The organism is Bacillus sp. USDA818B3_A, assembly GCF_009928415.1.
Lineage (GTDB): Bacteria > Bacillota > Bacilli > Bacillales > Cytobacillaceae > Neobacillus.
The window spans coordinates 221,600-241,092 of sequence record NZ_JAABNN010000004.1 but is presented as its reverse complement, the minus strand read 5'-3'; the positions used below and the strand labels follow the sequence as shown (position 1 = coordinate 241,092).

The window sequence follows — 19,493 nt, the reverse complement described above, 5'->3', positions numbered from 1 at the left end:
CGTTCGGTAGTCAATAGGGTTTACGGTTCACAATAAATCCGATTTATACGATGGGGTGTTCTTTTCTCTGAATTAGAAAAAGAATGAATAACACTTATGAGAGCCTTTAAAGGTAAAGGATTTAGCGGCTGTTATAAAAGAACCATCATTGTTGAAGGTGGCTCTCTTATCGATCTTGGCACATAGTATTATTTTTTCAACGATGTTTGGATTTACGTCCAACTATGCTCTCCAAATTGGCTTTTCGAAAAGTGAGCTAACTTGGATCGTGTTTGCGTTTATGGTCCCTCACGCCATTGCGACTCTTTTTATGGGGAGAGTATTGGTTCCGCTTTTGGGTGAATGGAATGCCCTCAAGACGGCCTTTTTCCTTGCCGCTGTTTTTACGTTACCGATTCCGTTCGTACAGAATAAAGGATTATTATTGACCGTACAGATTTTTTGCGGATTTTCACTGGGCTTAATTTTTCCGTTATTGTTGGGATTGGCTATTGATAAAATTGCACCCGAAAAAAGGGCGACGGCGATGGGGGCCTACCAGGCGATTTATGCTGCAGGCATCTTTGCAGGACCATTTTTTGCAGGGATCTTTAATTCACTTATGGGAATTAAAGCAGGTTTTTATTTTGTCGGAGTACTGGGATTATTGGCTACGCTTCTCATTATTATTTGGGGGAAAGATCATGCTGAATTGACAATAGAAAAATCTATCGAAAAAAGTAAGGCTCGTGCCTAGTAAATATTTTGGAAAATGAGATTCCCCTTTTATTAAAAAGGGGAATTTTTTACTTTTAATTGGATCTCTCTTTCAAAACACTTCAACTTTTTGAACGCCCTTATAAAGAGCAAGATGTTTAAGTAAGTGAGCAATATCACTTAATGTAATTGTGTATTCATTGTAATAAAATTAAACATGTAGAAAGCAATAAATAATAGTATTTAGAAGGAGAGATACATATGAAGGAGATCAGAATCGGACTTGTTGGTGCAGGATGGATGGGAAAGGCTCACACTAATTCATTTTTAAATGCTTTAATGTTGTTTGGACCGGACGCCGGAAAACCTGTTTTTGAAGTGGTAGCAGATGTAAGTATTGAGGCAGCGAAGGTTGCGTGTGAGAAACTTGGATATTCAAGATGGGTTGAAAGCTGGCAAGAGGTTGTTACGGATCAAAATGTGGATGTTGTTGATATTGCTACGCCAAATGCCTTTCACTATGAGGTGGCAAAAGCAGCTTTAGAAAACGGAAAACACGTTTACTGTGAAAAACCACTAACCCTTACAGCAGAGCAATCAAAAGAATTATCTGAACTTGCTAAGCAAAAAGGAGTCGTTAATTATGTTGGTTACAACAATGTGATGAATCCTGCAAACTCTTATATTAAGGAACTTGTTTCTTCTGGTAAACTAGGCAAAATCATGAGATTCTCAGGAACTTACGACCAGGATGGTCTGCTGGATCCAACATTGCCGATTACATGGCGCCATATCAACAAACATTCTGGCAGCGGTGCACTTGGTGATCTTGGCTCACACTTACTCAGTGTTTCTCAGTTTATTCTTGGGGATATCAAAAGTGTCAATGCTTTATCGAAGATCGTTATTCCGAAAAGACCAAAACAGGCGGGTTCATCGGAACTTGCAGATGTAGAAAATGATGACTTGATTAATATTCTTGCAGAATATGAAAATGGAGCAATTGGCACAATTGGGGCAAGTCGTGTGGCAACAGGACGCAAAAACTATCTTTCATTTGAAATTCAAGGAACCGAGGGTTCAGTTTACTATTCACTAGAAAGAATGAACGAAGTGAATGTCTACTTCACGTCCGACAATAGTGCTGATCGAGGTTTCAGAAATGTATTTCTTGGTCCTGATCATAAAGGATACAATGCCTTCTATCCTGCATCCGGAATTGCGATCGGATACAATGATATGAAAGTTTTAGAGGCACATGAACTGCTTTCTGCTATTACTGAAGGCAAGCCATACGCGTGTGATTTTGAGTTTGGTTATAAAATTGACAGAACTGTAAGCGCTATTCTTGAATCTGCCGCAGAAAGAAAATGGGTAGAAGTAGAAAAACAATTGGTAGAGGTTATTTAAGGAGGAGAGAGAATATGAACGTCAAAATTGGAACAGCACCAGATTCTTGGGGAGTATGGTTTCCTGAAAATGAAAAACAGACACCGTGGGAAAGATGTATGAATGAAATGGCTGAAGCCGGATATGCAGGGATTGAACTGGGACCGTGGGGATACCTTCCGAATGATTATGATCGATTAAAAGAAGAACTTGAAAAAAGAAATCTTGAATTGACCGCCACAACCCTTGTGGGAGATCTTACTTCCGATCGCAAAACAGAGGAACTGATTGCTTTACTAGATGAGATGTCTGAGCTTCAACTGAAATTTGAGAGTGCTAAATATGTTGTCTTGATTGATGATTGTTATACCGATCTATTTACAGGTGAATTGCTAAGACCACGAGTTTTAAACGGCGCAGACTGGGACAAGTTTATTTCCAACATCGTAAAAATCCGCGACCATGCGAAAGTAAATTACGGTTTGGAAGTGGTTTTTCATCCTCATGCCCAAAGCCATGTTGAAACGGAAGAGCAAATTGAAAGACTCTTGAATGACACGGATATTAATCTCTGTTTGGACACAGGCCATCATGCGTACGCTGATGGGGATCCAGTTGCTTTTATGCGGAAGTATCACACTCGTATTCCTTATCTTCACATAAAAAGCTGTGATCTAAGCGTTAGAGAAAAAATGCAGGCACAGGGCTGGTCCTTCGCAAAGGCAGTGAGTGAAGATATCATGTGTGAGCCTGAACTTGGTGTTGTCGATATGAAAGCATTCGTGCAAGTATTAGAGGATATTGACTTTACTGGTTGGGCAATCGTTGAACAGGATATGTATCCTGCACCTTTTGAGAAACCATTCCCAATCGCAAAAAGAACCAGAAAATACTTAACAACAATTGGTATGAGCTAAGCTTTGAGAGCCTGGTTGACAGGCTCTCGTGGTTTATATTTTAATGTGAATAGTAAGCGATTACAATTTAGTCCTAAGATGATTGAAGAAACGAATAGACTTCTATATTGCTAAATACATAAAGTAACTGGACTAACATGTAAACTAATGCAAAGGGGATATTTAACATGGAAAGTAGCAGAGTGACTGATCATTCAGCTCAGCTGGAACATGCAAAGAAAAAGGACCCAGAAAAGTTTTTGAAGTTAGTTACCATTGTATCAACCTTTGGGGGACTATTATTTGGCTATGATACAGGAGTGATTAATGGTGCACTTCCATTTATGGCTAAACCCGATCAACTAAACTTAACACCTTTCACTGAGGGGCTAGTCGCAAGTTCTTTAGTATTAGGCGCTGCTTTTGGTTCGTTATTTGGCGGCCGTTTATCGGATCATCAGGGACGCCGCAAGGCCATCATGTATCTTGCCATATTATTTTTGTTTTCCGCATTGGGCTGCGTCATCTCCCCCAATACGACCGTATGGTTATTTTCCGTTTTCTATTAGGATTAGCTGTCGGCGGTGCGTCTGTAGTCGTTCCATCTTATCTAGCCGAAATGTCACCTTCCGCACGCCGTGGCAGGTTAGTGACGCAAAATGAATTAATGATTGTTACTGGACAGTTTCTTGCGTACGTATTTAATGCTGTCATTGGAAATGTTTTTGGAGATACAGGCCATGTATGGCGTTACATGTTAGTGGTTGCTACCTTACCAGCTGTGGCGCTTTGGATTGGAGTCATTATTTTACCTGAAAGTCCTCGTTGGTTAGCATCTAAAGGTAGAGCTGGTGATGCACTAAGAATACTTAAACAGATTCGTCACGAGAATGCTGCTGAACTCGAATTAGATGAAATTAAAGCACGTATCTCAGAACAGGAAAAAGTAAAAAGAGTGACATTCAAAGATTTGGGGATCCCTTGGGTTCGACGGATTGTCTTTCTTGGTATGGGGATTGGAGCTATATCGCAATTAGTAGGTATAAACTCGATCATGTACTATGGAACACAAATTCTTCAAAATTCTGGTTTTGGAACAAAAGCAGCATTGATCGGGAACGTAGCAAATGGCTTGATTTCTGTGATTGCCGTTATTGTTGGAATGTCCATCATGCACAAAGTGAATAGACGGACCATGTTTCTTACCGGTTTAATAGGTGCAACCATTGCGCTTATAGCTATTGGTATTGCCACTCTAACCCTTGCTGGTTCGCCAATGCTGCCATACGTAGTATTATCAATGACCGTACTATATTTAGCTTTCTTTCAAGGAGCTATTGGTCCCATGACATGGCTGACATTATCAGAAATTTTCCCTGCCCGTTTACGTGGTATGGGGATGGGAAACGCCGTTTTGTTTTTATGGATTTGCAATTTTTTAGTAGGTATGTTCTTTCCTGTTCTTTTAAATAAAATTGGACTTTCAGCAACCTTTTTCATATTCGCAGTATTTGGTGCTTTGGGTATCATTTTTATAGCAAAGTATTTACCTGAAACAAGAGGGCTGTCATTAGAACAAATAGAAGATAATTTTAAAGCTTCTTAGATAGGAAAAGATTGGCTCACGAAAAAAATCACTTCAACATTTGAAGTGATTTTTTCCGTGGCGTCTAGAATTGTATTTCCCTAAACTGTTTTGGTGTTAGTTTCGTGTGCTTTTTAAAGGTTGTGATAAAGTGGGTGTCACTATTGAATCCTGCTGTAATAGAAATCTTCTTAATTGATAGACTCGTGTTTTGAAGCAATTGTTTTGCATGGTTTATGCGAAAGTTAAGGACGTATTCATATGGTGAATATCCAGTATATTTTTTAAATACACGAGAAAAATGAAAGGGAGTTAAATTGACGTATTGAGCTAGCTCTTTAAGATTGATATCCGTATTAAAGTGGTTTTCAATATAGGCAATCGCTTGGAGGATAATTTTTTCTTGAATATCAGTTGATTCATTTGAAATCTCATTCAACTCATACATAATTTTATGAATATTCATCGAAACAAAATGCTCATTGATATTCCCCTTTTCGGCCATATGGAGAATTTGATCCATGCATTCCGGAATGACAAAATTATTCTCGATTGAAAAAATACATCCACTTTTCTCATAGAGAAAATCAAAATAAGGTTGACTGGCAATGCCTGAAAAATGAAACCATTCAAAGAATACATTCTCACTTGCCAAGTATGTATGAGGTTCATGGCAATTGAGAAATACGAGAGTGTTTTTTCTAGCTTGATATTCTTGATCTCTATATCGAATGGTCATGGATCCTTTCCTAATCAACATGATGAGAAAGTTGTTGTAATGATTTCTTTCCACGATATATTTATCATCACAGTAGAATAGGCCAGAATCATGCACACAGTAAAGTGCCTTTTTGGCAAAGTCACTTGGAATATGAAAGAAAATTTCGGATTTTTGCAGCACACCTTTTTCAATGATCTTCATAGGGATCCCCTTTAACTGATAAAAGCAATATATTTAAGTATTAAGCAATATCGCTTAATGTATTTGTATTTTTATTATAATAAAATATAAAAGTATAAAGCAATAAATAAAAGTAATGCGAGTGAGGGGTTTTACTAAGAAATCCTGTTAATCTTGTTATTGCAATCGTTTTCTCTTATAATGACAGAAATAAATTTTTTCATATTCTGCTTGAATGAAAGTTGGAAAAGGAGTGCTTAAATTGGATTTAAATAGATACCTTTCTGGAAAAACTTCTTTAAATGATTATGTCCATCATTTAAACCATAATGGCGCCTCATTTCACATTCATTATTGGGGAGTCATGCCGAAACATTATGACAATCAATTACATAAACATTCTTTTTTCGAAGTGTGTTATGTAGTGGAGGGGGAAGGAACTTACCTAGATGATCAAAATACCTTTACTCTTCAAGAGAATACACTTTTTTTATCAAGACCTGAAATTCAGCACCAAATAAAAAGCGAGAAGGGGCTGTCTCTCTTATACGTTGCCTTTGACCTTCTCGAATCAGAATCGAATGAAAGCTGGATTAGAATCATGGAAACTGCAAAAAAATGCACCGAAGTTATTCTACATAATAAAGATGAAATGGAAACAGCATTATTATGGAAATCACTGCTTATCCAGGCAACAAAGCGGCAAAATGAGTTTTTTGAAGAAATGCTTTCCAATATTGCTTATTCGCTTATTCTTTCTATCTTGCAAGATTTTGTCCCTGCTTTGAATAGAAGTAATCATAAACATGATTCCGAACAGCATTCCGTCCTTCTTACTCAGGCTCAATTATATATTAATGACAATCTATCAAATTCCTTGAAGCTTACGGAAGTAGCCAAACATTTACACATATCAGGAAGACATTTGTCTCGAGTTTTTGTATCTGAATTAGGAGTCAGTTTTTCAAAGTACGTTCAAGATGAACGAATAAAAAAAGCCATGATATTACTTAAAAAATCGAATTTATCGTTAAAAGAAATTGCTGAAGAAACAGGTTTTATGAATGTTCAATATTTTACCCGAGTTTTTACTTCCATGATGCAAACATCACCAGGAAGATTTCGCTCTCTTTTTGTAGATCAAAATACAACTACCTATTCGCATAGCTGACACCTCCATATTAAATTGGGGGTGTTTTTTTACGATTAAAATTTAATCCATGAAAGAAAGATGTCCTTAAAGTATAAAAACATGTCTCTATAATTTAATTACTATTCTGAATTCTTTTTATATAATTAGCTATGTAAACAAGGTCATGACAAGATCATAGAAGGTGATTCATTGAAAAATAAAGACATGAGGAAATGAAAGCGAATTCCCTAGAAACAAGTTGATTTGTAGGATGTCCTTAAATGTAAAACCAAATATTTTTATGCAATAAAGGATTCATAAAATATACAGCATTAAAACAAGGAGGAAAGAATTCTATGAAATTATCATATGTAACAGATAGCTTAGGCCACCTGCCGTTTGAAAAAATGTTGGACACCGTGGCTGAAATGGGGATTGATACCATTGAAATGACAACAGGAGGCTGGTCACCTGCTCCACACTTGCGTTTAAATGAATTGCTTGAAAGTGAAGCAAAAAGAAGTGAATTTCTAGGTGAATTAGAGAAGCGGAATATTAAGCTTTGTGCATTAAATTGTTCCGGGAATCCTTTAGATCCAGGTGAACTTGGCAAAGAGCACCGAGAAGTAACAGAAAAAACAATGGAATTAGCCGGATTACTTGGTGTGAAGAAGGTCATTATGATGAGTGGTCTGCCGGCAGGAAGCCCAGAGGATAAAATCCCCAACTGGATTACCTATACAGTCAGCTGGCCTCCAGTACTAAAAGATATTTTGGATTATCAATGGAATGAGGTAGCGATCCCCTATTGGAAAGAGTTAGTGAAAAAGGCTGAAGCATGTGGTGTTGAAAAAATTGCCCTTGAAAATTTCAGTTCAATGTTAGTGTATAATCCGGAAACATTATTTAGATTGCGAAATGCCATTGGACCAATGGTTGGTTTGAATTTAGACCCAAGCCATTTAATCTGGATGGGGGCAGATCCGATTTTGTCAGCGAGAGAGCTGGGAGCAGCGATTCACCATGTTCATGGTAAAGATGTAAGAATTGAAAGACATTTATCAGCTGTTAATGGCGTATTGGAAACAAAAGAGGTTACGGATACAGCAAATAGAGCTTGGAATTATGTGGCTGTTGGCTGTGGTCAAGATTTGCAATGGTGGAAAGAATTCTTCTCTGTGGTACGTATGATGGGCTATAACGGTGAAGTTTCCTTAGAAATGGAAGATTTGACCATGTCCGTTGAGGCAGGTATTAAAACATCAATCGATGCTTTAAAACAAACCCTTAGCTTTTAATCTTTACAGAAATTTCTGAAATAAAAAATATAAATGGTTCAATTGAGAGGAGTTTTTACAATGTTAAATGGAGAGAAAAAGATTGCAAGACCACTACGATGGGCTATGATCGGAGGCGGGCGAACCGGCCAGGTTGGTTATAAACACCGCATTGGTGCACTAAGAGATAATACCGCTTATCAATTAGTAGCAGGTGCATTTGATATTGATGCTGAAAGAGGAAAAGACTTTGGTGTAAATATCGGAGTTGATGGAAACCGCTGTTACCCTGATTATCAAACCATGTTTGCAGAAGAAGCGAAAAGAGAAGATGGTATTGAGGTTGTATCCATTGCCACTCCAAATGGAACACACTATGAAATTACGAAAGCAGCATTGGAAGCCGGATTGCATGTTATTTGTGAAAAACCTTTGTTCTTTACTGTCGCAGAGGGTGAGGAGATTAAAGCTCTGGCAGAAAAACAAGGGAAAATTGTCGGAGTAACGTATGGTTTCTCTGGAAATCAATTGCTCCTTCAAATGCGGGCTATGATTGAACAAGGTAAGATCGGTGAAATACGTGTAGTTGATTTGCAGTACACACATGGTTTTAGTGCAACCGAGCAAGGTGATAAAACAAATGCTGCCCAAAAATGGCGTGTAGATCCTAAGGTTGCTGGTCCAAGCTTTGTTTTGGGAGATCTTTCAACCCATACTTACTATATGTCCGAACTGATTATGCCAAACATGAAAATTAAAAAATTATTATGTGATCGACAAAGTTTTGTTGGATCCCGTGCTCCTTTAGAGGATAATGCTTTTGTTCTGATGCAGTATGAAAACGGAGCAGTAGGAAGACTTTGGACCTCTTCGATCAATGCCGGATGTATGGACGGCCACAGAATCCGGATTGTCGGATCGAAAGCAAGTCTGGAATGGTGGGATAGCAAACCAAATGAACTAAGATACGAAGTTCAGGGAGAACCTATTCAAACGTTAATTCGTGCCATGCCTTACTTGGATGAAACATGTAATGCGGATGAGCGTTTGGGAGCATTGCATCAAGAAGGGTTAACCGAATCTTGGGCCAATATTTATCTGAAATTTGCTATTGCCATTGATGCGAAAAATCGGGGTGATGAGGAAACATTGAAAAATCTCGTATACCCTGATATTAATGCTGGAATTGAAGGGATTCGCTGGATTGAAAACTGTGTTCGTTCTGCAGACAACGGATCCGTTTGGGTGGAGTATGAGAGCAAAAAGCCACAGCTAGTGTAAGGTAAACAGCATCGTTATAAAAGAATAACCTCTAGGACCGGAGGGCAATTATGTTAGATTGTTCTCCGGTTAGATAAAATATATCTTTTATCTTATTTTTAAAATGAAAGCGTTTTAAATTAATCCCGGATTCCACTCTGATTTAATCAAAGAATCTGTCAGAAGGAATTTGTTAAAAAACAATTAGACAAAGGGGAATATTTAACATGCAAAATCTCAACGTTTCTGAGAATTCAGTTCAACTGGAACACGTCCAGGAAAAGAACCCAAAAAAGTTCTTGAAATTAATTACGACGGTATCAACATTCGGGGGGCTATTATTTGGATATGATACAGGGGTAATTAATGGAGCACTCCCATTTATGGCTAAACCAGATCAATTGAATCTTAATGCTTTTACAGAAGGGTTAGTAGCGAGTTCATTAATCCTAGGTGCCGCTTTTGGTTCCATAACGGGAGGCCGGTTATCTGATAAAAAAGGGCGCAGAAGCCTCATCATGTATCTAGCAATTTTATTTTTATTTTCAACCATAGGCTGCGTTCTTGCACCAAATGCCTCCATCATGATTGTTTTCCGCTTTTTGCTCGGTCTTGCTGTCGGCGGTTCTTCCGTGATCATACCATCGTATCTTGCAGAAATGTCTCCATCGGACAGAAGGGGCATGATGGTTACTCGAAATGAATTGATGATCGTAACTGGGCAGTTTCTAGCTTATATCTTTAATGCAGTCATCGGAAATGCTTTCGGTGATACAGGACATGTTTGGCGTTACATGTTAGTCATTGCAACATTACCAGCTGTGGCTTTATGGATTGGAGTGGTTATTTTACCAGAAAGTCCTCGCTGGTTAGCATCAAAAGGAAGAATGGCTGATGCATTAAAAGTACTTCGAATGATCCGTAATGAGGATATCGCTCAACAAGAATTAAATGAAATAAAAGCACGTATCCAAGCAGAGCAAAAAATGGAAAAAGGATCACTAAAAGATTTAAAGATCCCTTGGATTCGAAAGATGGTATTAATAGGGGTTGTCGTTGGATCCATATCTCAATTAGTCGGTATAAACTCGATTATGTATTATGGAACACAAATTCTTGAAAGTTCCGGTTTTGGAACAAAAACGGCTTTGATTGCAAACGTGGCCAATGGATTGATCGCCGTTATTGCTGTTATGGTTGGTATGTCCTTAACGAACAAAATCAACAGACGGACCATGCTGCTTACAGGTTTAACGGGTGTAACCATTGTTTTAATTACGATTGGTATTTCTACCTTCGCACTTGCTGGTTCACCGGCCCTGCCATTTGTAGTATTATCACTGACAGTCCTATATTTAGCCTTCTTCCAAGGAGCAATTGGTCCTTTAGGTTGGCTGATTATTGCTGAAACATCTCCAGCTCGCATACGTGGTCTGGGTATGGGAATTGCTACATTATTTTTATGGCTTTGTAATTTTATAGTAGGACTACTGTTCCCTACTCTTTTAAACACACTCGGACTTTCAGGAACATTTTTCTTATTTGCTGTATTTGGATTCATTGGGGTTGTATTTGTAGCGAAAAACTTGCCAGAGACAAGAGGGCTTTCATTAGAACAAATAGAAGATAACTTTAAAATGAGAGCATAGAAAAATTAAATGAATAACTGAAACGCGGAGATGGTCTAGAGGGCCGCTCCGCGTTTTTTTGTATAGGCTTTGTTAGATGAGATTATTTTCTTTTCGCTTAAAGGAGACATACTTTCATAAAAGACGATTCGTGCTTCGCCATATTCATACATTGAATGGTTAAAAGATTGCATTGTATGTTGAATGAGTTCCATTATTCTTTTCATCATGATTCCTCCCTAGGAATAATTTGGTTAATTTAATTTTGTACCCTTTGAGTCTATTACGCAATCATGATGAAAACGAAAACAAGTATAAAGAAAACGCTAACAATCATGATGAAAGCGTGTAAAGGAGAGTTATCCTCAATTTTTCTATTTTTTTATGAAAATTAAAAAGGCATAAAGGATTTTTTCTAGAAAAGATCCTTTATGCCTTTCGATCAATTATGAACAGCGTATTTAATATAGTACTTTTCCAATACTTCCAAGGTCGTTTCTTTTGCTTTTTTGATAACTTCTTCAGGATCCATTTGATAATATTCTGGTCGGAATAACTCAACGGAGGCAACAAAATCATAATTCAATTCTTTTAATCTTTTTAAATGTGCTTCTAAATCAATCACACCATGTCCAGGCCATACTCTGTCACTATCACGCATTTGGCCAATCGGATAACCCTCCACATCATTGATATGGAAGATAAACAATTTATCAGATGTCTCCTCTGTTACATCTTCTAATCTTGACCCCATTCCAGTGAATTGGAACGTATCATACACGAGACCTACGTTATCTCGGTCAACTGCTTTTACAATACTGTATGCTTGAGCGAATGTGTTCACTGTATTTTCTTGAATTCCGATAAACTCAATCGCAATCTTTACTCCGTATGGTTCGGCTAAATCAGATAGATGGGTTAATACTCGAATACAACTTGCATTGACTTCCTCCGTCAATGTTTTTCCTTTTTCCGTCACATCAATATTAGAAGGTACCGCGCAAATATATGGACAATCTATTTTTTTACAAATCTCCAAGTATTCTTTGAATTCCTCAATAATCTGCTCTTCGTCTTCTTTCGTACGGTTATTAAAAAAGCATAATGCGTTCAAAGAAAGTGGTTTAATATGATGGGTATCAAAATAGGCTTTTAAATCTTCTAATGTATATTCTTTAAGATAATCTTTTAATTGATCGATTGAACGAATTTCAATAAAATCGTACCCGTGTTTTTCACAATACTCTAAATTCTGTTGAAGCGAAGCACTTTCGAATGTTGTTCCTTCATTAAATGATAATTTCATTGGAAACCCTCCATTTATCTTATGTATGCGATTTCATTTTAAAGGAAAATTTCCTTGTTTATTCTATATAATCTTGCTTTAAAATTGTGTTTTGGTGCTATTTTAATTCACTGTCCTATGTATTAAAAGTAAAATAGTTTTCTAAAAATAAACCATTACTATTTAAGTTAGTATAAAATATACTATATTAGTAATGTTTGTGCTTACATTAGTTAGAGGTGAAGAAATGAATTACTATATTCCAAATGTAGAACCAGGCATTAAATCAAAAGGATTATATTTTTATGAACCTTCCGCTTTAACGAAAGAATTATATCATTATGTCCTATGGGGCGGTGAATATATAGTAGATGTCCCCTACAGCATTCAACGTGATTACATGAATTCCTTTATCATTTTTTATATAAAAGAAGGATCGATGCAATTCCACTATTTGGACCAATCATTTGTTGCCTCGAAAGATGATATTGTTTTTTTAGATTGTAAAGAAAAAAATAATTACCATGCACTGGAGGAAACGACCTTCCAATTTTTCCATTTTACAGGGATCCACACACAAGTTATGTATAACGAGTTATACAAAAGAAAGGGCTGCATGTTTAGACTGCCGACTGAAAAAAATAAAATTCCAACTATTTTATCTCTTATAGCCTCGAACCAGGAAATAGACTTCAACATATCCTTAGAAATCTATGAATTGTTGGGTAACTTAGTAGAAAGCACCCGTGATACATTTGAAAATAGAGATACAAACGGGACAAAAGTAGTACCAACTGAAATACAAGCCGTACTGAATTATATTAGAGAGAATTACTCATCAAAAATTTCTATCGACCAGTTGAGTGAAATATCCAATATAAGTACCTATCATTTTTGTCGTACGTTTAAAAAGTATGTGGGAACCAGCCCTCACCAATATGTATTAAATTACAGATTAATCCAAGCGAAGAATCGATTGGTGGAAACGAATCTCTCAATCGAGCAAATAAGCATGGAATGCGGATTTAATAGTATTGGCCATTTTATTAAAGTGTTCTCCCAATCTACAGGTGGCATAACACCAGGTAAGTTTAGAAAACTTCGTTTTTAATTATATATCCTCAAAAAATACCCTAGTTTATGGGTATTTTTTTGTTAAGTTTTGATAATGTTTGTGAAAGATTGATCAATGATTAGCAAGAAATGATAATTTGATAGCAATTTTTTATAATACATGGACTCACTTTAATTTATAAAATAGGGACAACCGGTTAAACAATCTTACTTTTACAAGGAAGAAGGTTATACGATGGAAAATAAAAAAATCTCATGGGGAATTGCTCCAATTGGATGGCGCAATGATGACATCCCGGAAATAGGGGCAGAGAATACCTTGTCCCACTTACTCAGTGATATAGTAGTAGCAGGCTTTGAAGGAACAGAAGTTGGCGGCTTTTTTCCAGAACCGAAAGTATTGAACAAAGAACTTCAACTTCGCAACTTAAAAATTGCCGGACAGTGGTTTAGTAGTTTTATTATTCGCGACGGTGTGGAAGAAGCCGCTAAAGCTTTCCGTAAACATTGCGAATATTTGAAAGCGGTTAACGCAGCTGTTGCTGTAGTATCAGAACAAACCTATAGTATTCAAGGCACAGAGAAAAATGTCTTTGAAGATAAGCCATACTTCACAGATAATGAATGGGATCAGTTATGCCAGGGACTAAATGAATTAGGAAAAATTGCTGAAGAATATGATTTGAAGCTAGTTTTTCACCATCATATGGGGACGGGCGTACAAACATTGGCCGAGATTGATCGTCTGATGGAAAACACGGATCCGAATCACGTTCATTTGCTGTATGATACCGGCCATATCTTTGTCTCCGATGCTGATTATATGACTCTATTAACTAGTCATATCCAACGTATTCATCATGTTCATTTTAAAGATGTGCGTCCAGCCGTAAAAGAACAATGTGAAAAGGTAGGAAAGTCTTTCTTACAATCCTTTTTAGCAGGAATGTTTACCGTTCCTGGTGACGGATGCATCGATTTTACAGAAGTATACAACAAGCTTTTGGAAACGAATTATTCAGGCTGGATTGTTATTGAGGCAGAACAAGACCCCTCAGTTGCACATCCGTTGGAGTATGCGTTGAAAGCCCGTAATTACATTAATGAGGAATTAATTCCACTAGAAAATAGTTCATTAATCAAAGCTTAAAAAAACGAACCCTGGGGAGGGAGAACATGAGTAATCAGGCGATTGAAAAACCACGTGATTACCAAAAAGCTTTAAAAAGGATTACGGTTATATCTACATTTGGGGGCCTTCTATTTGGATATGACACCGGTGTGATTAACGGTGCATTACCTTTTATGGCGAAATCTGACCAGCTCAACCTGACACCGGCAACGGAAGGTCTCGTTACAAGTTCCTTACTTTTTGGAGCTGCCTTTGGATCCATATTTGGCGGGCGTTTATCCGACCGTTTTGGCCGCCGAAAAATGATTTTAAATCTCGCATTACTATTCTTTATTGCTGCAATTGGCTGTACGCTTTCACCGTCTGCTGGCGTTATGATCGTCTTCCGATTCTTGCTGGGGTTAGCCGTTGGGGCAGCATCCGTCATGGTGCCATCCTTTTTAGCAGAAATGTCTCCGGTTGAGAAGCGGGGAAGGATGGTTACGCAGAACGAATTAATGATTGTTTCCGGTCAACTGTTAGCGTTTGTATTTAATGCTATCCTTGGAAATGCGTTTGGTGATGGAGTATCACATGTTTGGCGCTATATGTTAGTGATTGCGTCACTTCCGGCTGTGGTCTTATGGTTTGGAATGTTAACGGTTCCAGAGAGCCCGCGTTGGCTTGCGTCAAAAGGAAAACTGGGGGATGCACTAAGAGTCCTTAAAGAAATACGGGAAACAAACGCTGCAGATTCTGAACTTAAAGAGATTAAAGACAATATTGCTCAAGAATCAGGGGTTCAACATGCGACATTTAAGGATTTAAATGTACCATGGGTTCGCCGGATTGTTGGAATTGGGATCGGGATTGCGATTGTACAGCAAATTACAGGAGTTAACTCCATTATGTATTATGGTACTCAAATTCTTCAGCAATCAGGTTTTTCAACCAGTGCAGCACTTATCGGTAATATCGCTAATGGTGCCATCTCCGTCATAGCAACCTTTGTCGGTATCTGGCTTTTAGGAAAAATCGGCCGGCGTCCGATGCTGATTGCTGGTTTAACGGGAACAACGGCAGCTCTTGCCCTCATTGGTGTATTCTCGTTAGTACTTAAAGGATCACCGGCCCTTCCGTTTGTCGTTCTTAGCTTGACTGTTATCTTCCTTGCCTTCCAACAGGGTGCAATTTCTCCTGTAACCTGGCTAATGTTATCAGAGATCTTCCCATTAAAATTACGTGGGATTGGAATGGGTGTAACAGTATTCTGCTTATGGATCACAAACTTCCTTGTTGGCCTGTTTTTCCCAATCTTATTAAGTGCAGTAGGCTTGGCGGTCACCTTCTTTATTTTCGCTGTGTGTGGAATTGGTGCCATTCTATTTGTGCATAAAATCTTGCCAGAGACGAAAGGAAAGTCACTTGAACAATTGGAAAGCTATTTCCGTAACTATGGACAAGAAAGTCATAAACAAGCTTCCAATCAATAATCGCATCAACTTTTTATAACATGATGAATTAAGCAAAAAATGAAAGCGTTGTCTAGATGGATCATATTAAATACGTAAACATAAAGGAGAGTATCAACATGACTTTAAAATTTGGTGTAGTAGGAACTGGGGCAATCGGAAGAGAGCATATTGATCGAATTACCAATAAATTATCAGGTGGAAAAATCGTCGCTGTAACCGACGTTAACCAGGAATCTGCTAAACAAACTGTTGCGATGTACCAATTAGATGCTGTCGTTTATCCAGACGATAAAGCACTTATTGCCGATGAGAATGTGGATGTTGTTGTTGTGACAAGCTGGGGACCTGCTCATGAAGCAACGGTTGTAGCTGCCGTCGATGCTGGTAAATATGTTTTCTGTGAAAAGCCATTAGCGACTACTGCGGAAGGCTGTATGAGAATTGTGGAAGCAGAAATGAAGCAAGGTAAAAAATTAGTTCAAGTAGGCTTCATGCGCCGTTACGATAGTGGATATGTTCAATTAAAACAAGCCATTGATAACAAAGAAATTGGTGAGCCGTTAATGATTCATGCTGCACACCGCAATCCAGCTGTAGGTGAAAATTATGTAACGGAAATGGCTGTAGTAGATACATTAATCCACGAAATTGATGTCCTTCACTGGCTTGTCAATGATGACTATAAATCAGTTCAAGTTGTTTTTCCAAGGAAAACAAAATACTCCCATGAAAAGCTGCAAGACCCGCAATTATTTACCATTGAAACAAATGGCGGAATTGTGATGAATGTGGAAGTGTTTGTCAATTGTAAATATGGCTATGATATTCAATGTGAGGTCGTTGGTGAAGATGGAATTGCAAAATTACCTGAATACTCCAGTATCGTGATGCGAAAAGATGAGAAACTGAGCACCAGCATCTTAAATGATTGGAAATACCGTTTTATGGATGCTTACAATGTTGAAATCCAGGATTTTATTGATTCTATTACTAAAAAGGGCGAGCCGCAAGGACCAACATCATGGGATGGCTATATTGCAGCCGTAACAGCGGATGCTTGTGTTAAAGCCCAGCAAACCGGTCAAAAAGAAGCGATTATCCTAAACGAAAGACCGGCATTTTATAGTGAGAAGCAGCTTCAAAAGGCTTAACTTTTTGCACTGTCATACAATACAACGGAAAGCATGTGCCTTCCGCTCCCATTAACAGATCCGCTCGACACGTAAAACTGTCGAGCTTTTTGTTGTATCTTCATAATGAGGATAAAGGGGGGGAGAGAAATTAATGATCGATACAAAAAATTGTTGACTTGATTAAAACATTATTATATGATTATCTCGAATTAAAAATAAATGACTTTGAGATACTCACATCTAAGATAATAAACATCAAGAAGGCGGTGCAGGCAATGGGTTTTTTAAATCGATTATTTGGTCAAACACCAGAGGAGGAAAATAAAATGACAAAATTAAACATCGGGATTATTTTAGGAAGCACACGTCAAGGACGTGTTAGCCCACAAGTTGGCGAATGGGTGAAAAGCATTGCAGAGAAACGCGGTGACGCTAACTACGAAATCGTTGATATTGCGGATTTCAACCTGCCATTCTTAGGTACTACTGATGGCACTGAACCTGGAATTGCTGCATGGAATCAAAAACTAGACAGCTTAGACGGCTTTGTATTCATCGTTCAAGAATACAACCATAGCATTACAGGCGCTCTAAAGAATGCCCTTGATTTTGCACGTGAAGCATGGAATGACAAAGCTGCCGGTATCGTAAGCTACGGATCAACAGGCGGTGCCCGTGCAGCAGAACATTTACGCGGCATCTTAGGAGAACTAAAAGTGGCAGACGTTCGTACACACCCAACCTTGTCACTATTCACTGACTTCGAAAACGGCAGTGTCTTCAAACCAGCCGAATTACACCTTACAAACGTAAATGCTATGCTAGACGAAGTAATCAAATGGAGCGGTGCATTAAAAACAATTAGATAATCATATGAAGGTGCCTGGTGACAGGCACCTTTTTCAATATATATATGGTAAGAATGTTTATAGTCTTGCAAATTTGCTGCTCCAAAAGTTAAGCTGTAAGGTATTTGTTTATACGTCATTTACTATGTATTTTCGGGTTTTTTAAGGAATCTTTTGGTATATTCACCACCTTCCCAGTAAATCCTAAAATGGGAAATTCTTATCCGTGGAAGGTGGTTTAGCCATGACTCATATTTGGTTAAAAGGCTTGGAACTCCAACTTGTAGAGGTGCTTACGATCGAAGGAGCAGCCGCCATGCTTTTTTATTTCACGATTTATTCCTTCCTTGGCTGGCTGCTGGAGAATAGTTATAATTACTTCACAAGGCGGGTATTCTTTAAGGAGAATTTTTTATTTGGCCCATTTAAGCCGATGTACGGTATTGCACCAGTGCTCCTGGTCTACTTTACGCCACCCGGCTCCCATTGGGCATATGTTCTTCTGTTAAGCTTTCTAATCCCTACTCTCGTTGAATATCTTAGCGGGGCCATGCTTGTGAAACTGTTCCAAAGGAAATGGTGGGATTATTCTGACACTCCATTCCAGGTCAATGGTCATATTTGTTTACCTTTTTCGATTTGCTGGGGTTTTTTATCACTCGTATGTATCAAGTGGCTTCACCCAGCCATTGTGTCTATATACGGGGGCATTGAACCTTTTTGGGCCTTAATCTGGTCAGTCGTTGGACTCTACTTTCTTGCTGACCTCGTCCTCGCCATTCGAAAACATTCTCTGCAGGAAATCGCTGGTGCCTGACACCATTACTAATATAAACACTCCTTCTATAGTTAGAGTAAGGAGTGTTTTTTTGGTTTAATTCTTATGAGTGGGTCATATGATTTATAGTTCAGTATAAATTTTGTTAGTAAAGGAGGCAGAAGTATGCTCGATGTGCTATTGCTTGAAGGGCAATTAGTGTGGAACTTCCCATTACTTTCGGGGCTTGTTTGTATCGGTGTTATATATATATTGGTTATACGATCATCGTACAGGCAAATGAGGTTCCATTCTAAACAGCCATTCTTGTTTTTCCTCTCTTTACTTTTACTGTATATCACCATCGGCACCCCTTTATCAGTCATTAATCATGTTTCATTCAGTTTTCATATGATTCAGATGAGTTTATTGTTTTTTGTCATCCCGCCTCTATTCATACTGGGTCTGCCAGAAACTTATTCCCACAGTATAAAGGCGCTGAACATGCCCTCAATGGCAGCTTTAATTACCTTCGCAGTCTTGCTCTTCCTCTATCATCTCCCAGCAGTATTAACCTATCTTTCGTTACATTCAATGATCCATTCCAGTTATCTGCTTCTGCTCATGTTTTTATCATTCCTTATTTGGGGGCGGATTGTCATGGAACAGAATAAACAATTTGCCTTTTTGAGTGGATTGGTCCTTATGCCGGCGTGCGGACTGCTCATTGTGAACGGTCTGTTTGGAAGTACGGCGAACCCGCTTCTAAGCAAAATCATGACTACTCTGTGCCTGACGCCCTCGTCCTTAAACTCCCTCCACCCGGCACTGCTCAACACAAGGGTTGACCTCATTCTTGCAGGGGGAATGATGATATTTATCCATAAATCAGCACTACTCTTCACCACTCATCTGAAAAGTAAGGTCCTAACACGTGATTTGACTAGGAATGGCTGACAACCATTTCTTTTTTTCATTCTCTATCTAAGACAAGCGGATAAGATTAAAATTTTATTAAATCAAGTAAAATAAAGAAAATTAGTGAT

General features: G+C 38.2%; 16 protein-coding genes and 2 pseudogenes. 15 read left to right on the top strand and 3 right to left on the bottom strand.

What is annotated here, in order from left to right:
* Positions 1-130 precede the first annotated feature (130 nt).
* The 4 genes and pseudogenes from GXK58_RS10930 to GXK58_RS10915 all read left to right on the top strand — a co-directional run.
* Positions 131-736, top strand: a pseudogene (locus GXK58_RS10930) (MFS transporter); the annotation flags it as partial.
* A gap of 221 nt (positions 737-957) precedes the next feature.
* A complete protein-coding gene (locus GXK58_RS10925; protein WP_160722643.1) occupies positions 958-2,106 on the top strand; it encodes a Gfo/Idh/MocA family protein in 1,149 nt (382 codons plus the stop codon).
* Positions 2,107-2,120: 14 nt separating this feature from the next.
* A complete protein-coding gene (locus tag GXK58_RS10920; RefSeq protein ID WP_160722641.1) occupies positions 2,121-3,002 on the top strand; it encodes a sugar phosphate isomerase/epimerase family protein in 882 nt (293 codons plus the stop codon).
* Positions 3,003-3,169: 167 nt separating this feature from the next.
* Positions 3,170-4,587: pseudogene (locus GXK58_RS10915) on the top strand (sugar porter family MFS transporter).
* A gap of 64 nt (positions 4,588-4,651) precedes the next feature.
* On the opposite strand, the gene GXK58_RS10910 reads toward GXK58_RS10915, so the two are convergent.
* The gene (locus GXK58_RS10910; protein ID WP_160722639.1) at positions 4,652-5,488 is read right to left on the bottom strand and encodes an AraC family transcriptional regulator; all 837 of its coding nucleotides are present in this window, start codon (positions 5,486-5,488) and stop codon (positions 4,652-4,654) included.
* 241 nt (positions 5,489-5,729) lie between these two features.
* Here GXK58_RS10910 and GXK58_RS10905 point away from each other — a divergent pair, with 241 nt between their 5' ends.
* The 4 genes from GXK58_RS10905 to GXK58_RS10890 all read left to right on the top strand — a co-directional run bounded on the left by GXK58_RS10905 (position 5,730) and on the right by GXK58_RS10890 (position 10,785).
* Positions 5,730-6,638: an AraC family transcriptional regulator gene (locus GXK58_RS10905; protein WP_160722637.1), complete on the top strand. Its 909-nt coding sequence runs from the start codon at positions 5,730-5,732 to the stop codon at positions 6,636-6,638.
* 317 nt (positions 6,639-6,955) lie between these two features.
* A complete protein-coding gene (locus tag GXK58_RS10900) occupies positions 6,956-7,897 on the top strand; it encodes a sugar phosphate isomerase/epimerase family protein (RefSeq protein ID WP_160722635.1) in 942 nt (313 codons plus the stop codon).
* Between the two features lie 60 nt (positions 7,898-7,957).
* Entirely contained in the window at positions 7,958-9,157 is a 1,200-nt protein-coding gene (locus GXK58_RS10895) for a Gfo/Idh/MocA family protein (protein ID WP_160722633.1), read from the top strand.
* A 206-nt stretch (positions 9,158-9,363) separates the two neighbouring features.
* Positions 9,364-10,785 (top strand): sugar porter family MFS transporter, encoded by a 1,422-nt coding sequence (locus GXK58_RS10890; RefSeq protein WP_160722631.1) that lies wholly within the window; start codon positions 9,364-9,366, stop codon positions 10,783-10,785.
* A gap of 35 nt (positions 10,786-10,820) precedes the next feature.
* On the opposite strand, the gene GXK58_RS10885 is transcribed toward GXK58_RS10890, so the two are convergent.
* A complete protein-coding gene (locus tag GXK58_RS10885) occupies positions 10,821-10,994 on the bottom strand; it encodes a hypothetical protein (RefSeq protein ID WP_160722629.1) in 174 nt (57 codons plus the stop codon).
* Between the two features lie 212 nt (positions 10,995-11,206).
* Positions 11,207-12,070 carry a sugar phosphate isomerase/epimerase family protein gene (locus GXK58_RS10880; RefSeq protein ID WP_160722627.1) on the bottom strand — a complete coding sequence of 288 codons (864 nt, stop codon included), beginning with the start codon at positions 12,068-12,070 and terminating at the stop codon, positions 11,207-11,209.
* Positions 12,071-12,296: 226 nt separating this feature from the next.
* Between GXK58_RS10880 and GXK58_RS10875 the strand changes: the two genes are divergently transcribed.
* The 7 genes from GXK58_RS10875 to GXK58_RS10845 all read left to right on the top strand — a co-directional run bounded on the left by GXK58_RS10875 (position 12,297) and on the right by GXK58_RS10845 (position 19,404).
* Entirely contained in the window at positions 12,297-13,160 is an 864-nt protein-coding gene (locus tag GXK58_RS10875) for a helix-turn-helix domain-containing protein (protein WP_160722625.1), read from the top strand.
* Between the two features lie 198 nt (positions 13,161-13,358).
* Positions 13,359-14,273 (top strand): myo-inosose-2 dehydratase, encoded by a 915-nt coding sequence (gene iolE, locus GXK58_RS10870; RefSeq protein ID WP_160722623.1) that lies wholly within the window; start codon positions 13,359-13,361, stop codon positions 14,271-14,273.
* Positions 14,274-14,299: 26 nt separating this feature from the next.
* Positions 14,300-15,727, top strand: a complete 1,428-nt coding sequence (locus GXK58_RS10865; RefSeq protein WP_160722621.1) for a sugar porter family MFS transporter — start codon at positions 14,300-14,302, stop codon at positions 15,725-15,727.
* Between the two features lie 98 nt (positions 15,728-15,825).
* The gene (locus tag GXK58_RS10860) at positions 15,826-16,860 is read left to right on the top strand and encodes a Gfo/Idh/MocA family protein (RefSeq protein ID WP_160722619.1); all 1,035 of its coding nucleotides are present in this window, start codon (positions 15,826-15,828) and stop codon (positions 16,858-16,860) included.
* A 257-nt stretch (positions 16,861-17,117) separates the two neighbouring features.
* Positions 17,118-17,711 (top strand): NADPH-dependent FMN reductase, encoded by a 594-nt coding sequence (locus GXK58_RS10855; protein ID WP_160722617.1) that lies wholly within the window; start codon positions 17,118-17,120, stop codon positions 17,709-17,711.
* Positions 17,712-17,934: 223 nt separating this feature from the next.
* Positions 17,935-18,507 carry a putative ABC transporter permease gene (locus GXK58_RS10850; RefSeq protein ID WP_160722615.1) on the top strand — a complete coding sequence of 191 codons (573 nt, stop codon included), beginning with the start codon at positions 17,935-17,937 and terminating at the stop codon, positions 18,505-18,507.
* A gap of 126 nt (positions 18,508-18,633) precedes the next feature.
* Positions 18,634-19,404: a cytochrome c oxidase assembly protein gene (locus GXK58_RS10845; protein ID WP_160722613.1), complete on the top strand. Its 771-nt coding sequence runs from the start codon at positions 18,634-18,636 to the stop codon at positions 19,402-19,404.
* Positions 19,405-19,493: the final 89 nt, after the last annotated feature.